The sequence below is a fragment of the Persicobacter sp. CCB-QB2 genome (assembly GCF_001274635.1).
Classification (GTDB): Bacteria; Bacteroidota; Bacteroidia; order Cytophagales; family Cyclobacteriaceae; genus Persicobacter; species Persicobacter diffluens.
The window spans coordinates 958,845-980,303 of the sequence record NZ_LBGV01000001.1 but is presented as its reverse complement, the minus strand read 5'-3'; the positions used below and the strand labels follow the sequence as shown (position 1 = coordinate 980,303).

At 41.9% G+C, this 21,459-nt stretch carries 17 protein-coding genes; 13 read left to right on the top strand and 4 right to left on the bottom strand.

What is annotated here, in order from left to right:
* Positions 1-5 precede the first annotated feature (5 nt).
* The 5 genes from alyQ (at position 6) to NG22_RS04480 (ending at position 6,127) form a co-directional block, all read left to right on the top strand.
* Positions 6-1,580 carry an alginate lyase gene (gene alyQ, locus NG22_RS04500; RefSeq protein WP_053404615.1) on the top strand — a complete coding sequence of 525 codons (1,575 nt, stop codon included), beginning with the start codon at positions 6-8 and terminating at the stop codon, positions 1,578-1,580.
* A gap of 225 nt (positions 1,581-1,805) precedes the next feature.
* Positions 1,806-2,510 carry a hypothetical protein gene (locus NG22_RS04495; protein WP_053404614.1) on the top strand — a complete coding sequence of 235 codons (705 nt, stop codon included), beginning with the start codon at positions 1,806-1,808 and terminating at the stop codon, positions 2,508-2,510.
* A 305-nt stretch (positions 2,511-2,815) separates the two neighbouring features.
* Positions 2,816-3,529: a 4'-phosphopantetheinyl transferase superfamily protein gene (locus NG22_RS04490; RefSeq protein WP_172674319.1), complete on the top strand. Its 714-nt coding sequence runs from the start codon at positions 2,816-2,818 to the stop codon at positions 3,527-3,529.
* 161 nt (positions 3,530-3,690) lie between these two features.
* Entirely contained in the window at positions 3,691-4,983 is a 1,293-nt protein-coding gene (locus NG22_RS04485) for a parallel beta-helix domain-containing protein (protein WP_053404612.1), read from the top strand.
* Positions 4,984-5,026: 43 nt separating this feature from the next.
* Positions 5,027-6,127: an SO2930 family diheme c-type cytochrome gene (locus NG22_RS04480; RefSeq protein ID WP_053404611.1), complete on the top strand. Its 1,101-nt coding sequence runs from the start codon at positions 5,027-5,029 to the stop codon at positions 6,125-6,127.
* Between the two features lie 436 nt (positions 6,128-6,563).
* Here NG22_RS04480 and NG22_RS04475 read toward each other — a convergent pair whose 3' ends face one another.
* Positions 6,564-6,941, bottom strand: a complete 378-nt coding sequence (locus NG22_RS04475) for an iron chaperone (RefSeq protein WP_053404610.1) — start codon at positions 6,939-6,941, stop codon at positions 6,564-6,566.
* Positions 6,942-7,365: 424 nt separating this feature from the next.
* Here NG22_RS04475 and NG22_RS04470 point away from each other — a divergent pair, with 424 nt between their 5' ends.
* The 7 genes from NG22_RS04470 to NG22_RS04435 all read left to right on the top strand — a co-directional run bounded on the left by NG22_RS04470 (position 7,366) and on the right by NG22_RS04435 (position 15,193).
* Positions 7,366-8,193: an EboA domain-containing protein gene (locus tag NG22_RS04470; protein ID WP_053404609.1), complete on the top strand. Its 828-nt coding sequence runs from the start codon at positions 7,366-7,368 to the stop codon at positions 8,191-8,193.
* 2 nt (positions 8,194-8,195) lie between these two features.
* Positions 8,196-9,245 carry a TatD family hydrolase gene (locus NG22_RS04465; RefSeq protein WP_253275648.1) on the top strand — a complete coding sequence of 350 codons (1,050 nt, stop codon included), beginning with the start codon at positions 8,196-8,198 and terminating at the stop codon, positions 9,243-9,245.
* Between the two features lie 24 nt (positions 9,246-9,269).
* Entirely contained in the window at positions 9,270-10,025 is a 756-nt protein-coding gene (locus NG22_RS04460) for a UbiA family prenyltransferase (RefSeq protein ID WP_082304989.1), read from the top strand.
* Between the two features lie 126 nt (positions 10,026-10,151).
* Positions 10,152-11,342 carry a 3-dehydroquinate synthase gene (locus NG22_RS04455; protein WP_053404607.1) on the top strand — a complete coding sequence of 397 codons (1,191 nt, stop codon included), beginning with the start codon at positions 10,152-10,154 and terminating at the stop codon, positions 11,340-11,342.
* Positions 11,339-12,532 (top strand): metabolite traffic protein EboE, encoded by a 1,194-nt coding sequence (gene eboE / locus NG22_RS04450; RefSeq protein ID WP_053404606.1) that lies wholly within the window; start codon positions 11,339-11,341, stop codon positions 12,530-12,532. Before NG22_RS04455 ends, eboE begins: the two co-directional genes overlap by 4 nt.
* A 6-nt stretch (positions 12,533-12,538) precedes the next feature.
* Positions 12,539-13,948, top strand: coding sequence for an alkaline phosphatase family protein (locus NG22_RS04445; protein ID WP_053404605.1), 1,410 nt, complete (start codon positions 12,539-12,541; stop codon positions 13,946-13,948).
* A 678-nt stretch (positions 13,949-14,626) separates the two neighbouring features.
* Positions 14,627-15,193 carry a trans-aconitate 2-methyltransferase gene (locus tag NG22_RS04435; RefSeq protein ID WP_053404603.1) on the top strand — a complete coding sequence of 189 codons (567 nt, stop codon included), beginning with the start codon at positions 14,627-14,629 and terminating at the stop codon, positions 15,191-15,193.
* On the opposite strand, the gene NG22_RS04430 is transcribed toward NG22_RS04435, so the two are convergent.
* Entirely contained in the window at positions 15,194-16,792 is a 1,599-nt protein-coding gene (locus NG22_RS04430; protein WP_053404602.1) for a HAMP domain-containing sensor histidine kinase, read from the bottom strand.
* A 342-nt stretch (positions 16,793-17,134) separates the two neighbouring features.
* On the opposite strand from NG22_RS04430, the gene NG22_RS04425 reads away from it, so the two are divergent.
* Positions 17,135-18,085 carry a D-2-hydroxyacid dehydrogenase gene (locus NG22_RS04425; RefSeq protein WP_053404601.1) on the top strand — a complete coding sequence of 317 codons (951 nt, stop codon included), beginning with the start codon at positions 17,135-17,137 and terminating at the stop codon, positions 18,083-18,085.
* 264 nt (positions 18,086-18,349) lie between these two features.
* Here NG22_RS04425 and NG22_RS04420 read toward each other — a convergent pair whose 3' ends face one another.
* A complete protein-coding gene (locus NG22_RS04420; RefSeq protein WP_053404600.1) occupies positions 18,350-20,251 on the bottom strand; it encodes a putative porin in 1,902 nt (633 codons plus the stop codon).
* Complete coding sequence (lpxK, locus tag NG22_RS04415; protein ID WP_053404599.1) at positions 20,241-21,272, bottom strand: tetraacyldisaccharide 4'-kinase; 1,032 nt, start codon at positions 21,270-21,272, stop codon at positions 20,241-20,243. The genes NG22_RS04420 and lpxK overlap by 11 nt, the downstream gene beginning before the upstream one ends.
* Positions 21,273-21,459 lie beyond the last annotated feature (187 nt).

Here is a 21,459-nt window from a genome sequence, read left to right as displayed (position 1 = left end):
CTGCTTTGGGGAATGAGATCAGCCTGAACAACCCGGGTTTTGAAGCTGATTTTGATTCCTGGACGGATATCGATCCTTCTGCCATTTCCGGAGATGCCCGCAGCGGGTCTAAATCCGCCAAAATCACCGGAAGCGCAGGCAAAGTAACACAAACGGTATCCCTGAACCAAAACACCGACTATCAGCTTTCAGCCTGGATTTTAGGGCAGGGAAAAATCGGGGTGACCAATGGCAATGATACCTTCGAGACCACTGCCGCTAGTGATGACTGGACCCAATACAAGGTAGATTTCAATTCCGGGAACAGCACGAGCATAACCATTTATGCTGCCTATGGCGGTGGAGAGGGGCGCTTCGATGATTTCAGCCTTTTTGAGGGAGCTGATTCCTCCCCTCAGGACCCCTCGGTCACCACCACCGTTCAATATGATATTGTAGCGGTCACCGCTAGTGCTCATGATGGCAATTTACCTGAAAATACCATTGACGGTAACCTCTCCACCCGATGGTCCGCCAATGGCTCCGGACAATACATTACCTTTGATTTGGGCAGCGCGAAAACCGTCAATCAGGTAAAAGCAGCCTGGTACAATGGCGATTCCAGAACTTCCGGCTTCTCCATTAGCCTGGGAAGTGATCCCGCCAGCCTTACGGAAGTCTATAGCGGTACCAGCAGTGGACAAACCAATGCACTGGAGTCCTATTCCTTTACCGCTACTACTGCGCGCTACATTCGCATCACGGGTTTTGGCAACTCCAGCAACACTTGGAACAGTATTACCGAAGTAGCGATTTTTCATGCCGGGGAGGAAGGGGATGGAAATGAAGAAGCACCGGGAACCGCTCAAATTCCCTCGGATTTAATGAGTAACTGTAATCAGTGGAAAATCACTTATCCGGACGGATCTGAAGACAAAACGCTTTGCGGGGAAGCCAATAATGAGTACTGGTTTGTGAATGAGGACAAAAATGCCATGGTTTTCAGAGCCCCCATCAGAAGTAATAACGGCACCACCCCAAATTCCTCCTATGTTCGATCCGAACTCAGGGAAAGAAAAGAAGATGGAAGCGCCGACATCTACTGGACCACAACCGGAACCCATGTGGTCTATGTAAAACAGGCGATTACGCAATTGCCCATCGTAAAAGACCATCTGGTGGCCACACAAATCCATGGAGATAAATCCGCAGGCATTGATGATGCCATGGTCATGAGACTAGAAGGCAATCACCTCTTTGCCAGTTTCAATGGTGGAAAATTAAGAAGTGATCTGACCATCAAAACCAATTACAACTTAGGTACCGTGCACGAAGTAATATTTGAAGTTATCAATGGTAAGCACTATTTATATTATAGTGAAGATGGAAAACTGGCAGAGGCTTATGCCAATGGTTCCGCAGCGGCTTATCTGATCAAAGACGGAGGAAATGATTATGTGATGGACTTGAATTATGACCAATCCTATTTCAAAATTGGCAACTATACCCAAAGTAATTCCGAAAAAGAAGGCAGCTATACCGGGGATCCGAATAATTACGGGGAAGTAGTCGTTTACGATTATTTTGTCTCCCATCAATAGCCAATTATCAATTTAAAAGAAAAGGGTTCTCTCCGAAAGGGAATCCTTTTTTTATACAAAATTTATTTCAACAAGGTCAATGGTAATGAGCACACTCAAATTTTCACAAATTCCACTATTTGACGTCTTATTGATGATGAAATGTAGCTAAACCGTTGTAAATTGTGAAAAATTTAAGTCATATGGTATTGGTGTACGGCAGTTAAAAAGACGACAAAACAGTAAATGATAGAAAACAGAAACATAATAGAAATTGCTCCTTTTTTGGCAGACGACTTTGTTGACTTAGACGAACCTATCTTCGATTTAACGCAGTATTCAAAATTCTTAGATGAAAATTCAGACCAATTAGGAAACTTGAAAAAGTATCTTAACGGAAAACTTCATGATAGTTGGATAACAAATTTCGAGTTGGACGAAAAAAAGATTCAGATTACTCTGAACGACTTTTCGACTCATGTTTTCTCGGACGCAATGGTAGAAAGGTTCGATATTAAAATTGACCATGACAAACTTGTATTTCCACTGACTTTAGAACTCAAGGAAAACTTGAAAGTCGAATTTTTTCAAGTAGAAGAAAACGGAGACTTAATAACAATTGACCAATTTTCCTTTAGTGAATATTTAGGAGAGCAGGTTTTAAAACTCAAACATGACCAAGTTAAAATAGCGTTTGAATTATGGCACGACAATCCAAACGAAGATTTACCAGGTGACAGAATATTAGTGCTGGTTTCGGCAAAAGAGTTGGAACTAATAGAGAATCAAGACAAAGCTTGGAATGAGATTTTTGGAAAAAAATATGACAACTTCTATCAATATTTTAAGGAGCAATTCGAAAGTGACAGGTATGTTTCTGACTACTCTGAATGCTTGAAGTTGGTAGATGAATATAAATTAAAAAGAAAAAAGCCGACCGCACAACGATAAAAATAGGTCATTTGGCGCATGGTGCTAATTTTGGCCATATTTACATTTAATAAATTATATAGCGTTTTGATACTTTAAAGCTTTGAAGCTTTGAAATGCCAAACGCCCCATATTCTCAACGTTTTGAACGCCTAGTATCTTACGATAATTTGAGTTGAAATAGTAGCGATGCACGATTAATCATTTAGAGCGTAATAGCACCTTTTCGTTGAAAATTCACCTAAAATCACTTTCTACCATTCAAATTTATTGTCGGATCATCTGGCTTTATGCGTTTGCTTCCCCAGAAATCCCTAAGCTCCCAAATGAATATCCCACATAAAATTCAACCTTTTAATATCTACAGATCCGAAAAGCCCTTCGGACAGGCCTACTTGCTCTCCCTTAAGCTGCTGGAATGTAAAAGCTTGCTTAACTTTAAGGAGGATATCTTACACCCGGAAGAATTTGAGTATTTTAATCATCTCGTACATCCAAAACGTCAGCTGAGTTTTTTGGCTGGAAGGTGGGCGGTTAAAGAATTATTACAACAATTCAGCCCCCTTGCCTATTCAAAAATTTTGATTCAAAAAGGCGTTTTCCAGCAACCCGTCCTGCTCCATCCCCTCTTAAACCGCTGGGCATGTTCCATTTCACATACGGATAATCGGCTAGTAGCGATGATATTTCCTTCCGCTCACCCGATGGGCATTGATTGCGAAACCATTCAGGAGCAGATGGAAGAAAAAACCCAAGGCGCCATTACCTATTCTGAAAAGCAACTGGCCATTACCCAGGGGCTCTCCAACATCGAAGGAAAGCTTTGGTGCGCCAAAGAAGCCCTATCCAAATGCCTGACCACCGGCATCACCACCCCTTTCAGAATTTTTGAGATCAGTCAAATAGAAGTGATGGAAGGGAAATACCGGTTTTTATTTAAAAACTTCCCTCAATACCAGGTCTTACTTTGGGAAGAGGAACAAGAATGCATGGCGATTTGCCTTCCCGCAGAAAGTAAATTGTCAAAATATCTTATTTAAAAAAGGAAACTCCACACGGAATAAAACTAAGGCCTTGTAATTTACACACATCGGTTTTACGCATTATTTTGGTGAAAACAATCGAAGCAGTCAACAGGAACTTTGGTAATTAATTATATTTTAATAAATTAATTATCACCTACCATGACCCAATCCAAACTATGCGAAAACTATTCACCCTGATTTTACTGCTTTCCGGCATCCGCATATTAATATCCTGCGGAAACTCCAACTTCTCTTACAATCCGGAGCGCCATTTCTCCAATATCGAAAAAGACATTCTGACCAAATTCATTTTATGTAAAGATTCCTCTATCATTGAATTACCAGAAGGGCACTTTCTATTTTCCCAATCCCTTATTCTGGATGGAAAAAAGAATATCACCATTAAAGGAGCCGGTATGGAAAAAACCGTGCTTTCCTTTAAAGACCAGCAACAGGGCGCGGAAGGCATAAAAATAGCAAACTGCGAAAACATCATATTGGAAGGCTTTTCAGTAGAAGATGCCGATGGCGACAACATCAAAGCATCCGATACCGACGGCATTACTTTCCGGGACATTAAAGTAGCCTGGACCGGCCCATTATCAGAACAAAATGGCGCCTATGGTTTTTACCCGGTAATTTGTAATAACGTCCTCATTGAGGAATGTGAGGCTATTGGTGCTTCTGATGCCGGTATTTATGTAGGGCAATCCACCAATGTAATTATCCGAAACAATAAAGCCTATGCCAATGTAGCCGGCATTGAAAGTGAAAATAGCGAACAGGTGGAAATCTATAATAATGAAGCTTTTGATAATACGGGAGGCATATTAATTTTTGACCTGCCGGGACTGAGCCGTTATGGAAAAAAAGTGAAAATGTATAATAATTATATCCATAATAACAATCAGCCCAATTTTGGCATAAAAGGATCAATTGTCAGCACCATTCCGACTGGTTCAGGCCTGGTTGTTTTAGCCACCCGTGATGTTGAAATATATAATAATCATTTCGCGAATCATAAAACCATTAATGTCGGTATCATCTCCTATGAAATATTAGCCGCATTGGCTAAAGAGGAAGAAGGGGATTTAAAAGAGCAGCAGGCAGTGGCGGTAGCCGGCGTAAGAGGAATGGATCAGAATTATAAAGAGGACCAAAATTATGACCCGTTTCCCGGGAAGGTCCGCATCAGTGATAATAAATTTAGCAATGAATACAGCCTTCCCAATTTACAATCAGATTTTGGTTTGTTATGGATTTCAAAGCTTGGCCTGAACATTCCGGACATTGCAATAGATGGAATACAGGCGCCCCAATATTTCTTACCCAACGGGCAGCTTAATCCGGATTACAGTATTTGCCTTGAAAATAATGGTGAAATACTTTTTGTTAATTTGGATGCAGGAAATGATTTAGAAGGGTTCACCACCGAAATCCCTGAAAATATTTGTTCGCCCAGTTTATAATCACCCCATCTTAACCGGGCGGCCCAGCACCGCCCTATCTTTTATGAAAAATTCACTGCTATTTATATTGTTATGCTCGTTTGCCTTTTGCCAACCTAAAAAAGCCCGGGAAGAAACCGCTTCGCCAGCTCAAAAGGAGCGCTTCGACAACAGCCATCTCGCTGCGCTTGGCAAGCTGAAGTTGTCTGATTATGGTTTTTTCAAAGGAGAACTTTCTGATTTACTTCCGGCTGAGCGCGTATTTCCTTATGAACTCAATACCCCATTGTTTACCGATTATGCCTATAAGAAAAGATTCATTTATATACCGGAAAACAGCAAAATGCAATACCATCCCAAGGAAACTTTTGCTTTTCCGGAAGGGGCGGTCCTCATAAAAAATTTTTATTATCCTCTGGATTTCAGAAAAGCAGAAGGTCCTAAACGTATCATTGAAACCCGCCTTTTAATCAAAGAAAAGCAACAATGGAGGAGCCTTCCTTACATTTGGTCCGAAGATCAAAAAGAGGCCTATTTGGAGGTAACCGGAGGACAAACCCAGGTCAGTTGGATCAATGGAAAAGGAGAACAACAGCAAAACCAATACCTGATTCCAAACCTCAATCAATGCAAAAGCTGCCATATCAAAGGCCAATCCATTAGCCCTATTGGACCAAAAGCCAGACATCTCAATCGTAAAGTAAAATCAGACCAGGGCGAGCACAATCAACTGGCCTATTGGGAAAAACAAAGCATCCTAACAAAATTACCAAAACCTTCAGAATGGCCGGCAAATGCCGTATGGAATAATGCTCAGTATTCGACTGATGACCGCGCTTTGGCCTATTTAGACATCAATTGCGGCCATTGTCATAATCCTGAAGGGCCCGCCAAAACTTCGGCATTGGACCTGACTGTATTTGCCCAGTCTAATCTGGAGCGGGGAATCAATAAAGCTCCGATTGCGGCCGGTAGAGGAGCGGGAAATCTTCAATATGACATCGTTCCGGGACATGCGGAAGCATCCATATTATGGTACCGAATGAATAGTGATGATCCGGGCATTATGATGCCAGAATTAGGCCGAAATATGATTGATCAGGAAGGTGTCGCTTTAATAAAAGCCTGGATTGATCAAATGGGTGCACCTAAGAATAATATCTAACCCAAATGAAGCATGCATTATTCCTCCTATAGCTACCAAAAGGCAAAATATAGAACAATCCCTCATTTCCAGATACTTCCAGACAGGTAAATGAGGAAAAAGCTAAAAGCGTATTTAAAAGAACACCATCCGACTACAAACTCGCATTATTGGAAGCGATTTTAGATAATTTCTCAACAAACTCAATGCTATTCTCTCAAAATAATCGGGTATCGCATCTGCGTTTTAAACAAGCTCTAACCCCTCAATTTAGGCTATCCTAAAATAAGCAAAACCACTCAATATAAGCTACCGATTAATGCTTCTGCCCCAATCCCTGAACTTGGTAGCAAATAATTTGGCCTAAAGAAAGGCTTAACGACACCTCCCCGCTCCAAATATTAGGAATAAAATGGCACTATTTGAAATAAATCTGCTGTACACGTAAAATCAACAACTAACAGGATAAATCTTTTCCCTCACGCCACAGGATAAGCGCTTGCTCAATAAATGTACCTAAATTCTGCGCGTTTACTTTATCTTTCCGCTTAATGCGGATACAACCTTTTCCACAATCAAATTCGGCAAGCAAGCTTCCGCCAGGATCAATCTTTTGAATATCCCCCACATATAATCCTACATAATGTTTTTGGGCATTCAGGTGGAAAACATACTCCTCCTGACCGCCATAAGCTAACATTTTATAATGAATAAATTCTTCTAGTTTTGGGGAAAAGGACAATATCAAAGCCCTGATCTCCAACAACTTTCCCTTTCTCCAATCATCCTCCAAAACTTCCAAATACTCCTCCGGAGTGCTTACCTGATATTGCATTAAAGTATGATTTTATCTGAATTATTGATGACTAGCCTTAAACCGAATGATTCACCGATAAATTTAAAAACCCTCCTTAAAGCACCAAGCCTCAATCCAATAAGAGCGCGTTTACTGAATTAATAATAACCACAATTTGGGAAAGCATGCTTGCTCCTCATGCATCCGTTTCATTGAAAAAAATCGAAGTAGGAAATATTCCATCATTTATTCCGCCTTGCAACCAGAGGAGGATTTTGCATGAATAATTCGGTTTAATTTTTCACCAGCATTTTAGGGAAAAACCTTCAAACCCCCAATCCATTCTCGGAAAAAGAGGCCAACTGCCCTTTACATCAGAAAATTCCGCTTTTTAAACTTATAGAAGAATCCCTGATAACCATCTCATTTCCAGAAGGTAATATTTCACATATAATTGAATAAAATGGAATGGATCAAGGAATACCAAAAATTTAAACTTGAGATTGATCAACAATCATTAACCTCAATACCCTACCGCGAATTAAAACAAAGAAGCATCTTTTATGAGGCCTTTGGGCTTAAAGAAGACTTTTTTGCCGACTTCAGTAGGATGGCCCGGCTTTTTAAGTCCGAGAGGGAATGCCTATTTGCCCGTATATTCCTTTTGGAAAAATTAACGAAAAACGAAAGCTTGCCTCATGTAACCTTTTGGAAAGAAATTTATGAAACAGCCGATGAAAAAGAGCAAATTGCCCTTTTAAGATCATTGGCGATTATTCCCTTTTCGCCAGCCATGATTCCCATAGCGGAAATGGCCGTTCGGTCAAATCTAACCACGGTTTTTGATGCCATCTGCCTTCAAAACCCCTTTCCGGGGCATTATTTCTCTGAAAATAGCTGGAATCAAATGGTGCTCAAAGCATTATTTTCCGAACGCCCCCTTTTCAAAATAGCGCAACTTGATAAACGGAAAAATCAAGCACTAGCTCAGATGGTGTTTGACTATGCCATGGAAAGATGGGCCGCCAAAAGAAACGTACCACCGGAATTATGGAGAATGATGCAGCAAGAAGTTCCCATCCGAAAATCCATTACCGATCGCCTATCTCAGGGAAGTAGCTTTGAGCAAGCCGCAAGCCAATTACTTTTACAGGATTACCAACTCGAACACCAAAATATTTATCAGGACTGGGACCAACTGGGCATGGCCTACTGGAAAGCAAAACCCCGTCCGCAGGGCTATCAACAGGCCGGTTCCGGATATCATCAAATCAATTATAAACCCGAATAACCATGAAAGAACTATACCACAAACTCCAGGGAATGCGCTTTATTGATCCGCACATTCATATGACCTCCCGCACCACAGACGATTATGAGCGGATGGCGCTTTTGGGAGTGAAAGCCATTATCGAACCTGCCTTTTGGTTAGGCCAGCCCCGTACTTCTGTAGGTTCTTTCCGCGATTACTTCAATTCCCTGGTGGGCTGGGAGCGTTTCAGGGCCAGTCAATTTGGAATCAAACACTATTGCACCATTGGCTTAAATGCCAAAGAAGCCAATGATGAGGCCTTGGCGGAACAGGTGATGGAGATCCTCCCCCGCTACCTTCAAAAAGAAGGAGTAGTTGGCGTGGGAGAAATTGGTTTTGATGACCAAACCGCTCTGGAAGAAAAATACTTCCGCCTTCAACTGGAGCTGGCTAAAAAATATCAACTGCCGGTACAAATCCATACCCCACATCGCGATAAAAAAAGGGGCACCCTCAGAAGCATGGAGATCTGCCTGGAGCATGGACTGGATCCCGGCCTGGTCATTATTGATCATAACAATGAAGAAACCATTGAAAAAGTACTGGATTTGGGCTTTTGGGTCGCTTTTACCATTTACCCCAGAACCAAAATGGGCAATGAAAGAATGGTAAAACTGGTCGAAACTTATGGTGCCGATCGTATCATTGTGGACAGTTCCGCTGACTGGGGGGTCAGTGATCCATTAGCGGTGCCCAAAACAGCCTATATGATGTTGGAAAAAGGCATCCCAATGGCGCAAATCGAGGCGGTAACCTATAAAAACGCCCTCTTGGCCTACGGGCAAAGTGGTCAGTTTGAAGAAGCTGACTGGCTTCAAAGCCAGCCCATCGACAAGGCAGAATTGTATGGAGGGAATGGCGTCCTTCGGGGCAAAATCCGCAGGAAGAACTCAACAAAAACATTATTGAGTAATGAAAAACAGAACCATGAATGGCATGCTGCAATTGCTCCGGCCTGCCAATTTAATAACCTCTTCAGCGGATATTATTGCGGGTTTTTTCATTGCAAGCGCGATTATTGGGAAAGATAGCCTTATCATAAATGATTATAAAATATTAATCATATTGGCCCTGTCCTCCATGTTTTTATATGGCGGGGGATAGTATTTAATGATTATTTCGATGCTGAAAGGGATGCCTTGAATAAAGCCAACCGCCCAATTCCAAAAGGACTGGTTTCCAAAAATCAGGCTTTTGCATTAGGGGCCTTTTGCTTTTCATTGGGGATCTATCTTTCCTTTTTTGTCAATCAATTCTCCAGCATACTGGCGGTAGGCATTTGCTGTACGGCCTTTCTCTATGATGCTGTAGGCAAGCAATTCGATTACTTCAGTCCTTTTTTGATGGGAGCCTGCAGGGGCTTAAATTTATTACTGGGCATGAGTGCTTTTCCCGCCAGCCTGCAGTACGCCGAACTGGCCATGATCCCCTTCCTGTTTATTATAGGGGTCACAGTAATTGGTCAAAAAGAGCATTTGGGCAGGAATCGCGCTTCTATCATCGTTGGAAGCATCCTTTACCTATCGGCCTTGGTCTATTTTATGTACAGTCTGATACAATTTGAGGGAAACTGGTGGGCAGCCCTAATATTTCTGGGGCTATGGCTGGCTATGCTATTACCTCCCACCTATAAAGCCTGGAAAACGCAACGTCCTTTATTTGTACAGAAAGCGGTAAAATACGCCGTCCTTTCGCTCATTCTTCTGAATGCCGGGCTTGTGGCCGCTTTTGGAAATAGTTGGTTTGCCCTGCTACTCCTCCCGCTATTACCTATTACACTGGGTGTTGCGAAAGTATTCAGAGTTACCTAAAACCATTAGCTGCCTTTTCAAAAAAGAAGAAGATCAAGTTATTAAATCGCCATCTGAGCCTTATCGCTGCTCCTCAAGGAAAAGTAAGATTTAAACCTTGAATTAATCGGGAAAACCAGAAAAAATATGCAACCTACTTTAAATCAAAAGTTTAAAATTGACTATCAATATCCGGTAGTTTTTAGCCGATATATTTTTGAACTTCCAAATCAAATTCTGAAGGATACATTAATGCAGCTGGCTCCCTCGGCGGCTAAAGTGTTGGTATTCCTGGATCATAATGTGGACCGGGCACATCCTCATCTGAGAAATAAAATGCAGGCCTACTTCGATATCCATTGCCCTCAAATTCAATTAATTACCAAAACCATAACGGGTGGAGAACCAATAAAAAATGAAAGAAAACACTTATTCCAATTACTTTCAAAAATAGATCAGCAACATTTGGATCGGCACTCCCTAATATTTGCCATTGGGGGGGGAGCGGTGTTGGATGCGGTGGGATTTGCCGCCGCCATCGCCCATCGGGGAATTCCCATAGTGCGTTTTCCTACGACCGTACTTTCCCAAAATGACTCAGGGGTCGGGGTAAAAAACAGCTTTAATGATTTCGGTAAAAAAAATTTCCTTGGCACCTTCGCGCCACCCCTGGCCGTCATCAATGACAGCACTTTCCTGGAAACCTTAGACGAACGAGATTGGCGATCTGGTATATCTGAAGCTGTAAAGGTCGCCCTTATCAAAGATGCTAATTTCTATGAGACCCTGGTACAAAAAGCTGAAGCCGTTAACAACAGAAATTTGGATGCCATGGAGGAAATCATTCACCGCTGTGCAGATCTTCATGTGGCACATATTGGATTGGGAGGAGATCCGTTTGAAAAAGGAAGTTCCCGCCCGTTGGATTTTGGACATTGGGCTGCTCATAAAATAGAATATCTTTCCAATTACCAAATCCGGCACGGGGAGGCCGTCGCTACCGGCATTGCGATTGATTGTATCTATGCGCATAAAATAGGTAAACTATCCGGTGAATTTTTGCAAGCTGTTTTAAACCTGCTGAGAAATTACGGTTTTCAGCTTTTCCATCCCGAATTACTACCCCATATAGAGGAATGGAAGCTTTGGGAAGGCTTGGAGGAGTTTCGTGAGCATTTAGGTGGAGAACTCACGATTCTTTTGATCAAAGGACCGGGAAAACCCGAAGAGGTTCATGATATACAAAAAGAAGTACTGTTAGCCGCTATTAAGTATTTACAAGCATGGGAAGGTGAAAAACCTGAAACGAAAATGCTTATCAATAATCATGCATCATGAATATTCACGGAGATCATCATTTGAGTTATTGTACCAATATCCATGCGGCTGAAAGTCTGGAGGAAACCTTACAGGCATTAAAAGACAATATCCCCCAGATCAAGGAAAAGGTAGCACCAGACCAGCCCTTTGGCATCGGATTGCGGCTTTCTGCCCGGGCCGTTAAAGCATTTAATGAACAGCAAATCAACCACTTCAAATCCTGGCTTTCTGCGCATGATTGTTACGTTTATACCATAAATGGTTTCCCTTTTGGTAATTTCAATTCCGCTGTAAAAGATCAGGTACACGCCCCGGACTGGACCACAGCGGAAAGGCTACAGTACACCAAGCAATTAGCCATTATTTTAGCGGAATTACTCCCCGATGAGCTAAAGGTCGGCAGTATTTCCACCTCTCCCATATCTTACAGCCCCTGGCATAAAAAAGATATCGATAAACATTCCTCACTACAAAAAGGAGCAGAACATCTGGTGGATTTATTACAGCATCTATATTTATTACAAATTACCAGCCAGAAAAATATTAACATTTGCCTGGAGCCGGAGCCGGATGGTCTCCTGCAAACAACAGAGGACTTCATACATTTTTACGAGCACTTTCTAATACCAGCAGCCATTGCAAAGTTTCCGCAATTAACCCCTCGGGAGATCATTCTCAGGCTGAAAAACCACATTACCTTTTGCTGGGATATTTGCCATCTAGCCCTCATGTTTGAAGACCCCATTGAAAGTCTGGGCATGCTGCAACACCACAAAATCAAAATCGGAAAAGTACAGATCAGTGCGGCACTAATTGCCAATTTCCAGGAGCATATGGAAGAAACGATCTCGGCGGTCAGTAAATTTATCGAGCCCACTTATCTGCATCAAGTCATCCAGAAAACGCCTGACCAGCAGATCACCCAATATCGCGATCTTAAGGGCGCAGTCACAGAACAGCCCATAAGCCCGGGAACACAGTGGCGCATTCATTTTCATGTCCCTATACACCTGGCCCAATTGGGCATACTAGATTCCACCCAACACTATATCATTAAAACTATTCAGCTGCTTACCCAAAAAAATCACTGCCAACATTGGGAAGTGGAGACTTACACCTGGAATGTCTTACCAGAAAAGGAGCCTGTATGCATACAGGAAGGCATTGCCAACGAAATCAATTGGGCTAAAAATATTTTTCTAAGCTAAATCAGTATGAAACGAACCGTACTTATTAACATCGTTGGATTGAGCCAACGACTATTGGATAATCGCCTGCCTTTCCTCACCCGGTATTTTAAAAACCACCAGGGAAAAAGTATACTCCCGGCCTTCCCTGCCGTCACCACAACGGCCCAGTACAATTACCTTACAGGCAAAAAACCCGGAGCGCATGGAATTGTAGGTAATGGATGGTACGATCGTACGGATGCCGAAATTAAATTCTGGAAACAATCCAACCACCTGGTGCAGGCACCCAAAATCTGGGAAGAACTCAAAAGAAAAAATCCAAACATCAAGGTGGCGAATTTATTCTGGTGGTATAATATGTACAGCGATGTTGATATTGCCGTAACCCCAAGGCCCAATTACCTGGCAGATGGACGTAAATTTCCGGACATTTATACCATGCCCAAAAATCTCAGGAACCAATTGCAGGATGAATTGGGCACTTTTCCCCTTTTTCATTTCTGGGGGCCAAAAACATCCATCAAATCTTCCCAATGGATTGCAGACTGTGCCAAAAAAGTGGAACTGAACCATCAACCCGATTTAAGCTTAGTTTATCTTCCACACCTCGACTACGGCCTTCAAAAATACGGACCTGATCACCCCAAAATGAAAGCCGAACTTCTGGCGATTGATCAGTTGTGTCAGGACCTCTTTACTTTTTTTGAAAACCGAGGGCTACGCATTATTGCCCTTTCTGAATATGGCATCACGCCTGTCAATAAGTCTATTGCCATTAATCGCCATTTAAGGCTCAATGGTTGGCTGGAAACCCGTATGGAAAAAGGACAGGAATTATTAGATCCCGGAGCCTCCAAAGCCTTTGCCGTGGCAGACCATCAGGTGGCACACCTATATATTAAGAAAACGGAATATTTAGCCGACCTAAAAAATGAATTGATGCTTTTGGATGGGGTGGAAAAAGTGATGGACAAAAAAGAGCAGGAGAAAGCCGGCCTTTGCCATGAACGGTCCGGAGATTTATTGCTAGTGGCCAATGCCAATGCCTGGTTCAATTATTATTATTGGTTCGATGACAAAAAAGCACCATTATTTGCCAAAACCGTGGATATTCATCGAAAACCAGGATATGATCCCGTAGAGCTCTTTATGGACAGCTCTCCTTTAACGCCCATAAAAGTTGCAGGAAAATTGCTCGCAAAAAAATTAGGTTTTAGGACGCTGCTGAATGTGATCCCCATAAATGAAACCCTGGTCAAAGGTTCCCATGGACGCATTCCTGAATCAAAAAATGACTGGCCCGTCCTATTCTCCAATGACGAAAGCCTGGAAATCAATGACCATTTGGAATCTACTGATGTATTTGGACTCCTTCAGAAAGCCTTTGCCCTGAACTCACCAACCACTGTTCCTGAGCAAATCAATAACCTCTAAGCCAGATTATACATGCAATAACCGGATTAATCCTACTTAAACCCTCGTTTAGCTATAAGGCGGAGAAAATGAAGGAATAGTTACTTATTTCGAGATTTTTCCAACAAAACAGATGAATGAGGAGAAATCAAGCTTGCCCAAATTTGGCCGATTAATAATCCAAGAGAAACACCACCAGCAACAGACTAGTTTTAAATTTCTTGCAATTGGTTTAGTGAATTTGGCGGAGAATCATCTGGTTTAATCCGAAGGACATACCAACAGGCCCCACAATACCACACCTATACGCCATCACCCAATTATGGAGGCTTTCTCCTCCCTAATTGGGAAAAACATGCCTCTGCTCACCCCAGAATAATATCCCCACAAACCCCTTTTCCTTCCCCGTTAAAATAGTTGTGATTTCTTTTTTTGGGGGACTGCTGCCGCTTAGACGGCAGCACCGGGCTCGCGCGGCTCACCCCATCGGCCTTTTGGGCCGCTGTGGTTCAAACAAGCCCGCTTCATCCCTGCCCCTTTCGGGCTAATCGCCCGAGAGGCGATCAAAAAATAACGGCTAATCAAACAGACAGCCTCTACCCCAAAATACGTTTTTCGTAAATTCACCAATAATTTGTAAGCACATCAAATGAAAATCCTTCGGTACTTGCCTATTTTTGTCTAAAACAAGCAATTAATATGTCTGAATTTTATAAAAACGAAAAAACCGCGCAACAATACATCCAAATGACCGAAGGATATGATCCTTCTTTGATGCAAGCGTTATTTTCCAAATGGATCAAAACCACAGATACTATCTTAGAATTAGGTAGTGGGCCGGGTCGTGATTTGGAATGGATCACCACCAATTATGAAGTGGAAGGCTCTGACTATTCCCCATTTTTTGTGAATCTTTTAAAAGAAAAATTCCCAGCAATACCTGTTCATCAAATGGATGCTACTGCATTGGAAACAGATAAATCCTATGACGCTATATTCTCCAATAAGGTGTTGCATCATTTAGAACATGACCAACTAGCGGAAGCTCTTCAACAGCAATGGAAAGCCCTAAAACCGGGTGGGAAACTATTACACACTTTTTGGTGGGGAGCGCATGAAGAAGAGATCATGGAGCTAAAATTTAAGTATTACGAAATAGAGGATCTGAAAACACTTTTGGAAGAACAATTCGAGATCCTGGAAATTTACCGCTATGATGAAATAGAGGAAAAAGATTCTATAATAGTAGTGGCACAAAAGAAATAACTATAAAGCATAATGAGGGATGAAAAATCGAAATTTTGATCCCTCATTCAATTTACTCTCCACGGAAATTTTTCCTCCCAAATCTTCAATGGCGTTCTTCACAATAAATAAACCCAATCCATTGGAAACCTTCCCCTGTATGCCACGGTGAAACATATTAAAAATATGAGGCAATTCTGATTTATGAATTCCAACGCCCTGATCTTCCACCGTTACCCACAGACCTTTCTGATTCATTCTGGTATAAACGACAATGGGTTTTAGCCTTCCCTTGAATTGGCTGAATTTAAAAGCATTCATCATTAAATGCTCTATTACCACCCCCAGTTTAGCTTCATTGGTGAAAAATGTGGGTAGGGGGAAATTTCCCTGGTGAGTACAAAAATGAACAACCTCCTCCCCAAAAGAAGCTTTCATTTTGTCCAGACTATCTGATACCAATTGATACAAATTCACTTGTTGTAAGAAACGCCGACTATCTTTAGTGGTATTCAAATACTGCATCACCTGATATATAAAGTGATCTAATAGTTCGGAGTTCTCTTCCAACATCAAAATATATTCAGAAATTTGGGTCAGTTGCGTCTCTCTTTTTAATAGGTTAATCAACCCCTTCTGTGAGGCGACCGGAGCTCTGAGGTTATGCGCAATTCTATAAATCAGTTGATCCAGTTCAAATTCCTTGGTGGTATACTTTTCTTTCATTTGAACCAACTCCTGGCGCGCAATTTTCAAACTCCATTCCAAGCCCGCCTCAGGTCTCCTTCCATCATTAATATCTTCCAGAATATCGGCCTTTTGAATAAAACCAAAGAAAAGCCACTCCCCCGCCAATTCTTCTTTTCTAATCCACATATTGACCCAGCAATAGCCTAACAAGGCATGTCTTAACCTTAAAATTAAGGAAAAAACTTCCGTTTTCATGGCATTCAGCTGGTACTGCAATAACTCCAAATCCCCGGGGTGAATAAAGCTGAACAGCATTGATTTCCCCACAATTTCTTCCTGCAAGCCAATCAAATCTAATAATCCCGAACCATATTTGATCTCCTCCCGATTTTCAAAAAATAAAAATGAACCTAAATTCATTTCCCGGTACAAATCCTGAAAATGGGCCACCCCTTCTTCCCAATGTGTGAAAAAATTCGCCCTTTGCTTTTTCACCTGCCACTCCCCTTCCCGATTTTTCAAATCCAATACCAGCCAGGATTCCTCCCCTTCCGGAATAAAGTGAATCCGGGTAACAAAATACCGAGGATGCACGCGATCCTGAGAAGGCTCCAACCGTAGGGTCCTTTGAAAGAATTGATAATCATATCCATTCCATTGTGTGAGTTCAGAGGTAAACCATTTTCTATCGGATTCACAGAATTGATCCAATAAACCATCGGCCGTGGACATCGCCGAAGAGGAGGGAAATTCCTGAGGCAGCGCTCCCAAACTGACAAAATTGGTTTTTAAATTCCAAAGCATAAAATATCGATATTCCTCTTCCATTGCCGCCTGCATATAACTGATATGCTGAAAAAAATCAGCAGAAGTCAGTCTTTTTAATAAGGCACTTAATCGATATAGGTTAATGGTGGCAGTATCTGGCATTTTATTACAGGAAATCAAAAATGAAAAATATAATAATTTAAATCGCTATCATTCAAAAAGAGGAGCATGAAAAAACTATCCTCCTGAATTTTACCGATAGAACCTGTACCAAAACAGAAAGTTTGATAAACCACCAGATTAACGTTGATATTTTCTTACCAAAAAGCGATTATTTATTCCAATTCAAAAGAGCGAAACGGTTACCATTCAAAAAGCTAAAAAATGCGGGGATCATTACCGGCAAATTTTAACTTGGGATCAACCTGCCCCCTATTTTTAAGCCAAATTATTTGCTATCTGCTTTAATAAATTCCCATCTTAGAGATTCAAACCATCATCAAAATGAGAAAAATTGTAATACTAGATGGCAACCCTTTGGATCAGGATGGATTATCCTGGGAGCCTCTTCAGGCATTGGGGAGTGTGGCCTACTTTTCGAATACCCCCGAACATAAAATAATAGACCGATGTCAGGAAGCCCATATTGTCATTACGAATAAGGTACCCTTTTTTGAATCTACTATTGCCCAATGTCCAAAGCTGGAACATATTGCCGTTACCGCAACGGGCGTCAATATGGTAGACCTGGCATTTGCCAAAAGCAAGGGGATTACGGTCTCCAATGTACCGGCTTATGGTCCGGCCGCTGTAGCACAACATAGTGTTGCCTTATTATTAGCGCTCACTAATCGTGTTGGCCCTCTGGGAGATTTTACAAAAAGTAATGGATGGGCAAAGCACAGCCATTTTGCGTACTGGGATCAGGCGATTACGGGTTTGGAAGGCAAAACAATCGGCCTGTATGGATATGGGGAGATTGCCAAAAGAGTCAGTAAAATCGCCCATGCCTTTGGAATGGAAGTATTGGTGGTACGTTCCAGTAATCAAGAACCTGAAATTGGGCGCTTAGTGGAACTGGAAGTGTTAATCCGACAATCTGATATCATCAGTTTACATGCTCCGCTAAACAGTCAGAATGAGGGTCTGTTCAATCAGGAAGCTTTTCGAAAAATGAAGAAAAGTGCCTACCTGATCAATACCGCCAGAGGCCCTTTAATCAATGAAAATGACCTGTATATCGCGCTCAAAAATCGGGAAATTGCCGGGGCCGGGCTGGATGTACTTTGTCAGGAACCCCCTGAGGAAAATCATCCCCTTTATCAACTGGAAAACTGTATTATCACGCCGCATATGGCCTGGGCGGCAGTAGAGGCCAGACAAAATCTGATGCATATTCTCTTTGCCAATATCAAAGGCTTTTGTGAAGGAAAGCCACAAAATATCGTGAATTAAGTCGAATTATTCACCGCTAAATTTATCAACCCATCGCAAGTGGTTTATTTTTAGCTTATTATAATTTGTTTGCCTTGATTTATAAGAGGCCAAATTGGGCAAACTTGCTTTCTCCTCAATCATCTGTTTCGTGGGAATAAATTCGAAATAGGAAAAATTCCTTCATTTTTTCCGCCTTACAGCTCAACGAGGATTTAGGCTTAAATAAACCGGGTTAACCTCCAACTAAAACAAAAAAGGTCCCCGATTACCGGAGACCTATTTTTATTTATTATCAAAAAACTGCCAAACCACCCCAAAGTCAAAGGTACTGTTATAGCCGGCATAAAATGGTGTTATAAAATAGCCTTCCCCCGTCTGCTGGGTAATGTTTCGCATTTTGGCGAACAATCGGAAGCGGGTAATTTTCATTTCAATGTTCACGTCCACAATGGGAGCCCCGAAAATATCATAACCGTCTTGCAAATAGAATTGCTGCACCGTCGGATCATACATCATTCCCTGATAGGCCGTGGTATAATTCATATCCACCCCAAAAAGCACCTCCAGCTTTTTAATCAGTACCTTGTTAAAATATAAGGATGAATTCGTCCAAATGGCGGGCACCCGCACCACATCTGCAGCACCTCCGCTACTTGCCGACAATAACACACTATTTTCTAAATAGAAATGCTTCCAGAAGTTAATCTTCATGTCCCAACCAAAAGAAGTCACCTGTACCGCGCCGGAAGCTTGTTGTGGACTGGCCACCCCTACAAAAGGCCTGGCATCATTAATCGGCACCACCTCATTCCCCCGATTATCATAATCGTAATAAATCAGGTTGACATAGTTCGTTAATTTGGCTTTGGGGGCAAAATATATCCGATCATTGAACAGGCTCAGCGTTAATTTTGCCTCAATATTATCGGCTTGTGTAGAGTTGAAATTATTGGCCCAGTTGGCGTGATTCGAGAAATAGCGCTGCTCAATATAAGCAGGAGCATACTGCATCCTGGTATATTTCACATTCAGGAATTTATTGGTATAATCACCTTCCAGCTTATGGTTAAAGGCCTCGTTCACTTCTCCCTTAATCTTAATATAATGCAAGGAGTCAAACTTCATCCTCAAGGAGCCTCCAATGAAATTCTCCACATTTTGATCTACTTGTCCTAAATACAAGGAACTGTACCGACTGATCCTGTTCTTATAATAAGCAGAGTAATAAAAGCCCTTTAACTCCCCCTGAATACCAGCGGAATTTTCAATAAAGGTAAAAGCAGAATGGTCAGTTGTAGCATCCGGATTCACCTGCACGGATTTGGAATAGGCCGTATCATTTTTGACATCGGTATGATCAAAACGATTATTCTGATTCAAATAATCCAATTCATAAAATAATTGAAATTTATCATCCAAAGCATAATTATGGTAGGAATGAATATTGAATCGCTGATCCTTTGAAGACGCATTTTTACTCAGAACTTTCGCCAGTTCATAATCGAAATAGGTAGTATTATTCCCGGAAAGCACTACCCCTCCCGGCTCCGCTCCCTTGGCACTGAAAATCACCAATTGGGTCATACCCCGGTATTTGCCATCTTCCGAAATGTGATTCGTCCACAGGCGGACATCATTAATATCCTGCCCATTATCTCCACGTCCCACACGCTCAAAGGCTCTTTCTACCACCAGTCGGTTGTATTCAAAACCCAGATTAATATTGGCTGAAATATTCCGGGTAAAGGTGAAGTCGACAAAACCACGACCGCCGCCACCGAAAATACCGGTCACACTGGTATAGGGCGATAAAGTTTGAAAAAGTGGCGTTTCCGAAGCAGGTTTATAATAATAATCATAAGCCGAAAAACCGGTGGTCACCCCGGATTGCACAGGGAGCTTCGGAAAAATGGAAAACATAGCAGATCCCGGATTTCCAAGATCCTGATATTGGTAGCCTTCTTTTTCTACCGGATAAAACTTGGTGAGACCCGCCAGAACGGAATCTATCTGATAATATTCATAAGAACGCTCACGAAATTCCTCCAGGGTCTGATAACGAATGGTATTGGTACCATACAAGACTTCCAGGGAGTCATTCAAAATCTGTGCTTCAGTGAACTGAGCCAGCGTAAGTAAAAATAAGGCGGTTAAAAGAAATTTAACTTTCACTTTATTGGGCATACTTTTTTTCAATGGCCGCTTTTATCAAAGCATCAAAAGCCATTTGATCTTTTAAAAATTCAACTTCTATCGGAAGATAAAACAAAGGTAAATCTTTCCGCCATGAATCAAACGCTGAAACCACTAATTTAACGGCATCCTTTTCAGTGGTCAGGATAAAATCAGCTCCAGAAGCTTTAAAATTCTCCGCTATTTTTCTGAGTTCTTCCTCAGTGTAAGCATGATGATCCGAAAATCGCTCATGTGCCATTACTTCATATTGCTGACCAACAAATTCTTCAAAGGGCCCTGGCTGAGCAATTCCGGAGAATAAATAAACCTTGGCACCTGTTTGCCCATTTTCCAGTGCCTGCGGGCGACCATAGGCAATTTTGGAAAAAAATACCGATGCCTCAGGAGCATATCTTTGGATTTCCGCCCGATAGTTGGCTTCCTGAATCTGATCCGGGCATTTAGTAACCACAATGATATCAGCGCGGTCGGCGCCTTTTCTGGCCTCCCTTAATCTGCCGGCTGGTAAAATAAAATCATGAAAGAAGGGTCGATCATATTCGGTGAGCATGATATTCAAATCTGCCTGCACATAGCGATGCTGAAAAGCATCATCCAGCAGGATCAGCTCAAGGTCCTCCTGATGTTGAAGCATCTCGGGAATGGCCAATGCCCGCTCTTCTCCCACTGCCACCATTATCTCCGTGCCGAATTTCCGATAGAATTGAAAAGGCTCATCGCCCAGGGTAAGGGCATTATCTTTTAGGCCAGCCAATTGAAATCCACGGGTTTTTCTTCCATATCCCCTACTTAGCGTGGCAGTCCGAAAATCCTTTTTCAGCAGTCGGGCCAAATATTCAATCATCGGGCTTTTGCCGGTTCCTCCTACTGATAAATTCCCCACATTGATGGTCATCACCTCAAAATTGAAGGATTTCGTATAGCCGATATCAAAAAGGTGATTCCGGAGTCGGGTAATGCTGCCATATAAAACAGAGAATGGCCAGCCCACTATATTTCTAATGCTCATTTATATCTCAATTAAAAATCAAAATTACTGATTTTTGCCTGCGCATCCAGCATTGTTGATAAATAAAGCAGCGGGCATATTTAAAAGATCGCTTATAATTTTTTCATGAGGATCTTTTTTTGCCTGCCTAAAAGCGCTAATTTCACCGCTTTATCAAATTTATGGACTAGTATTTGCCTGTTCCTAT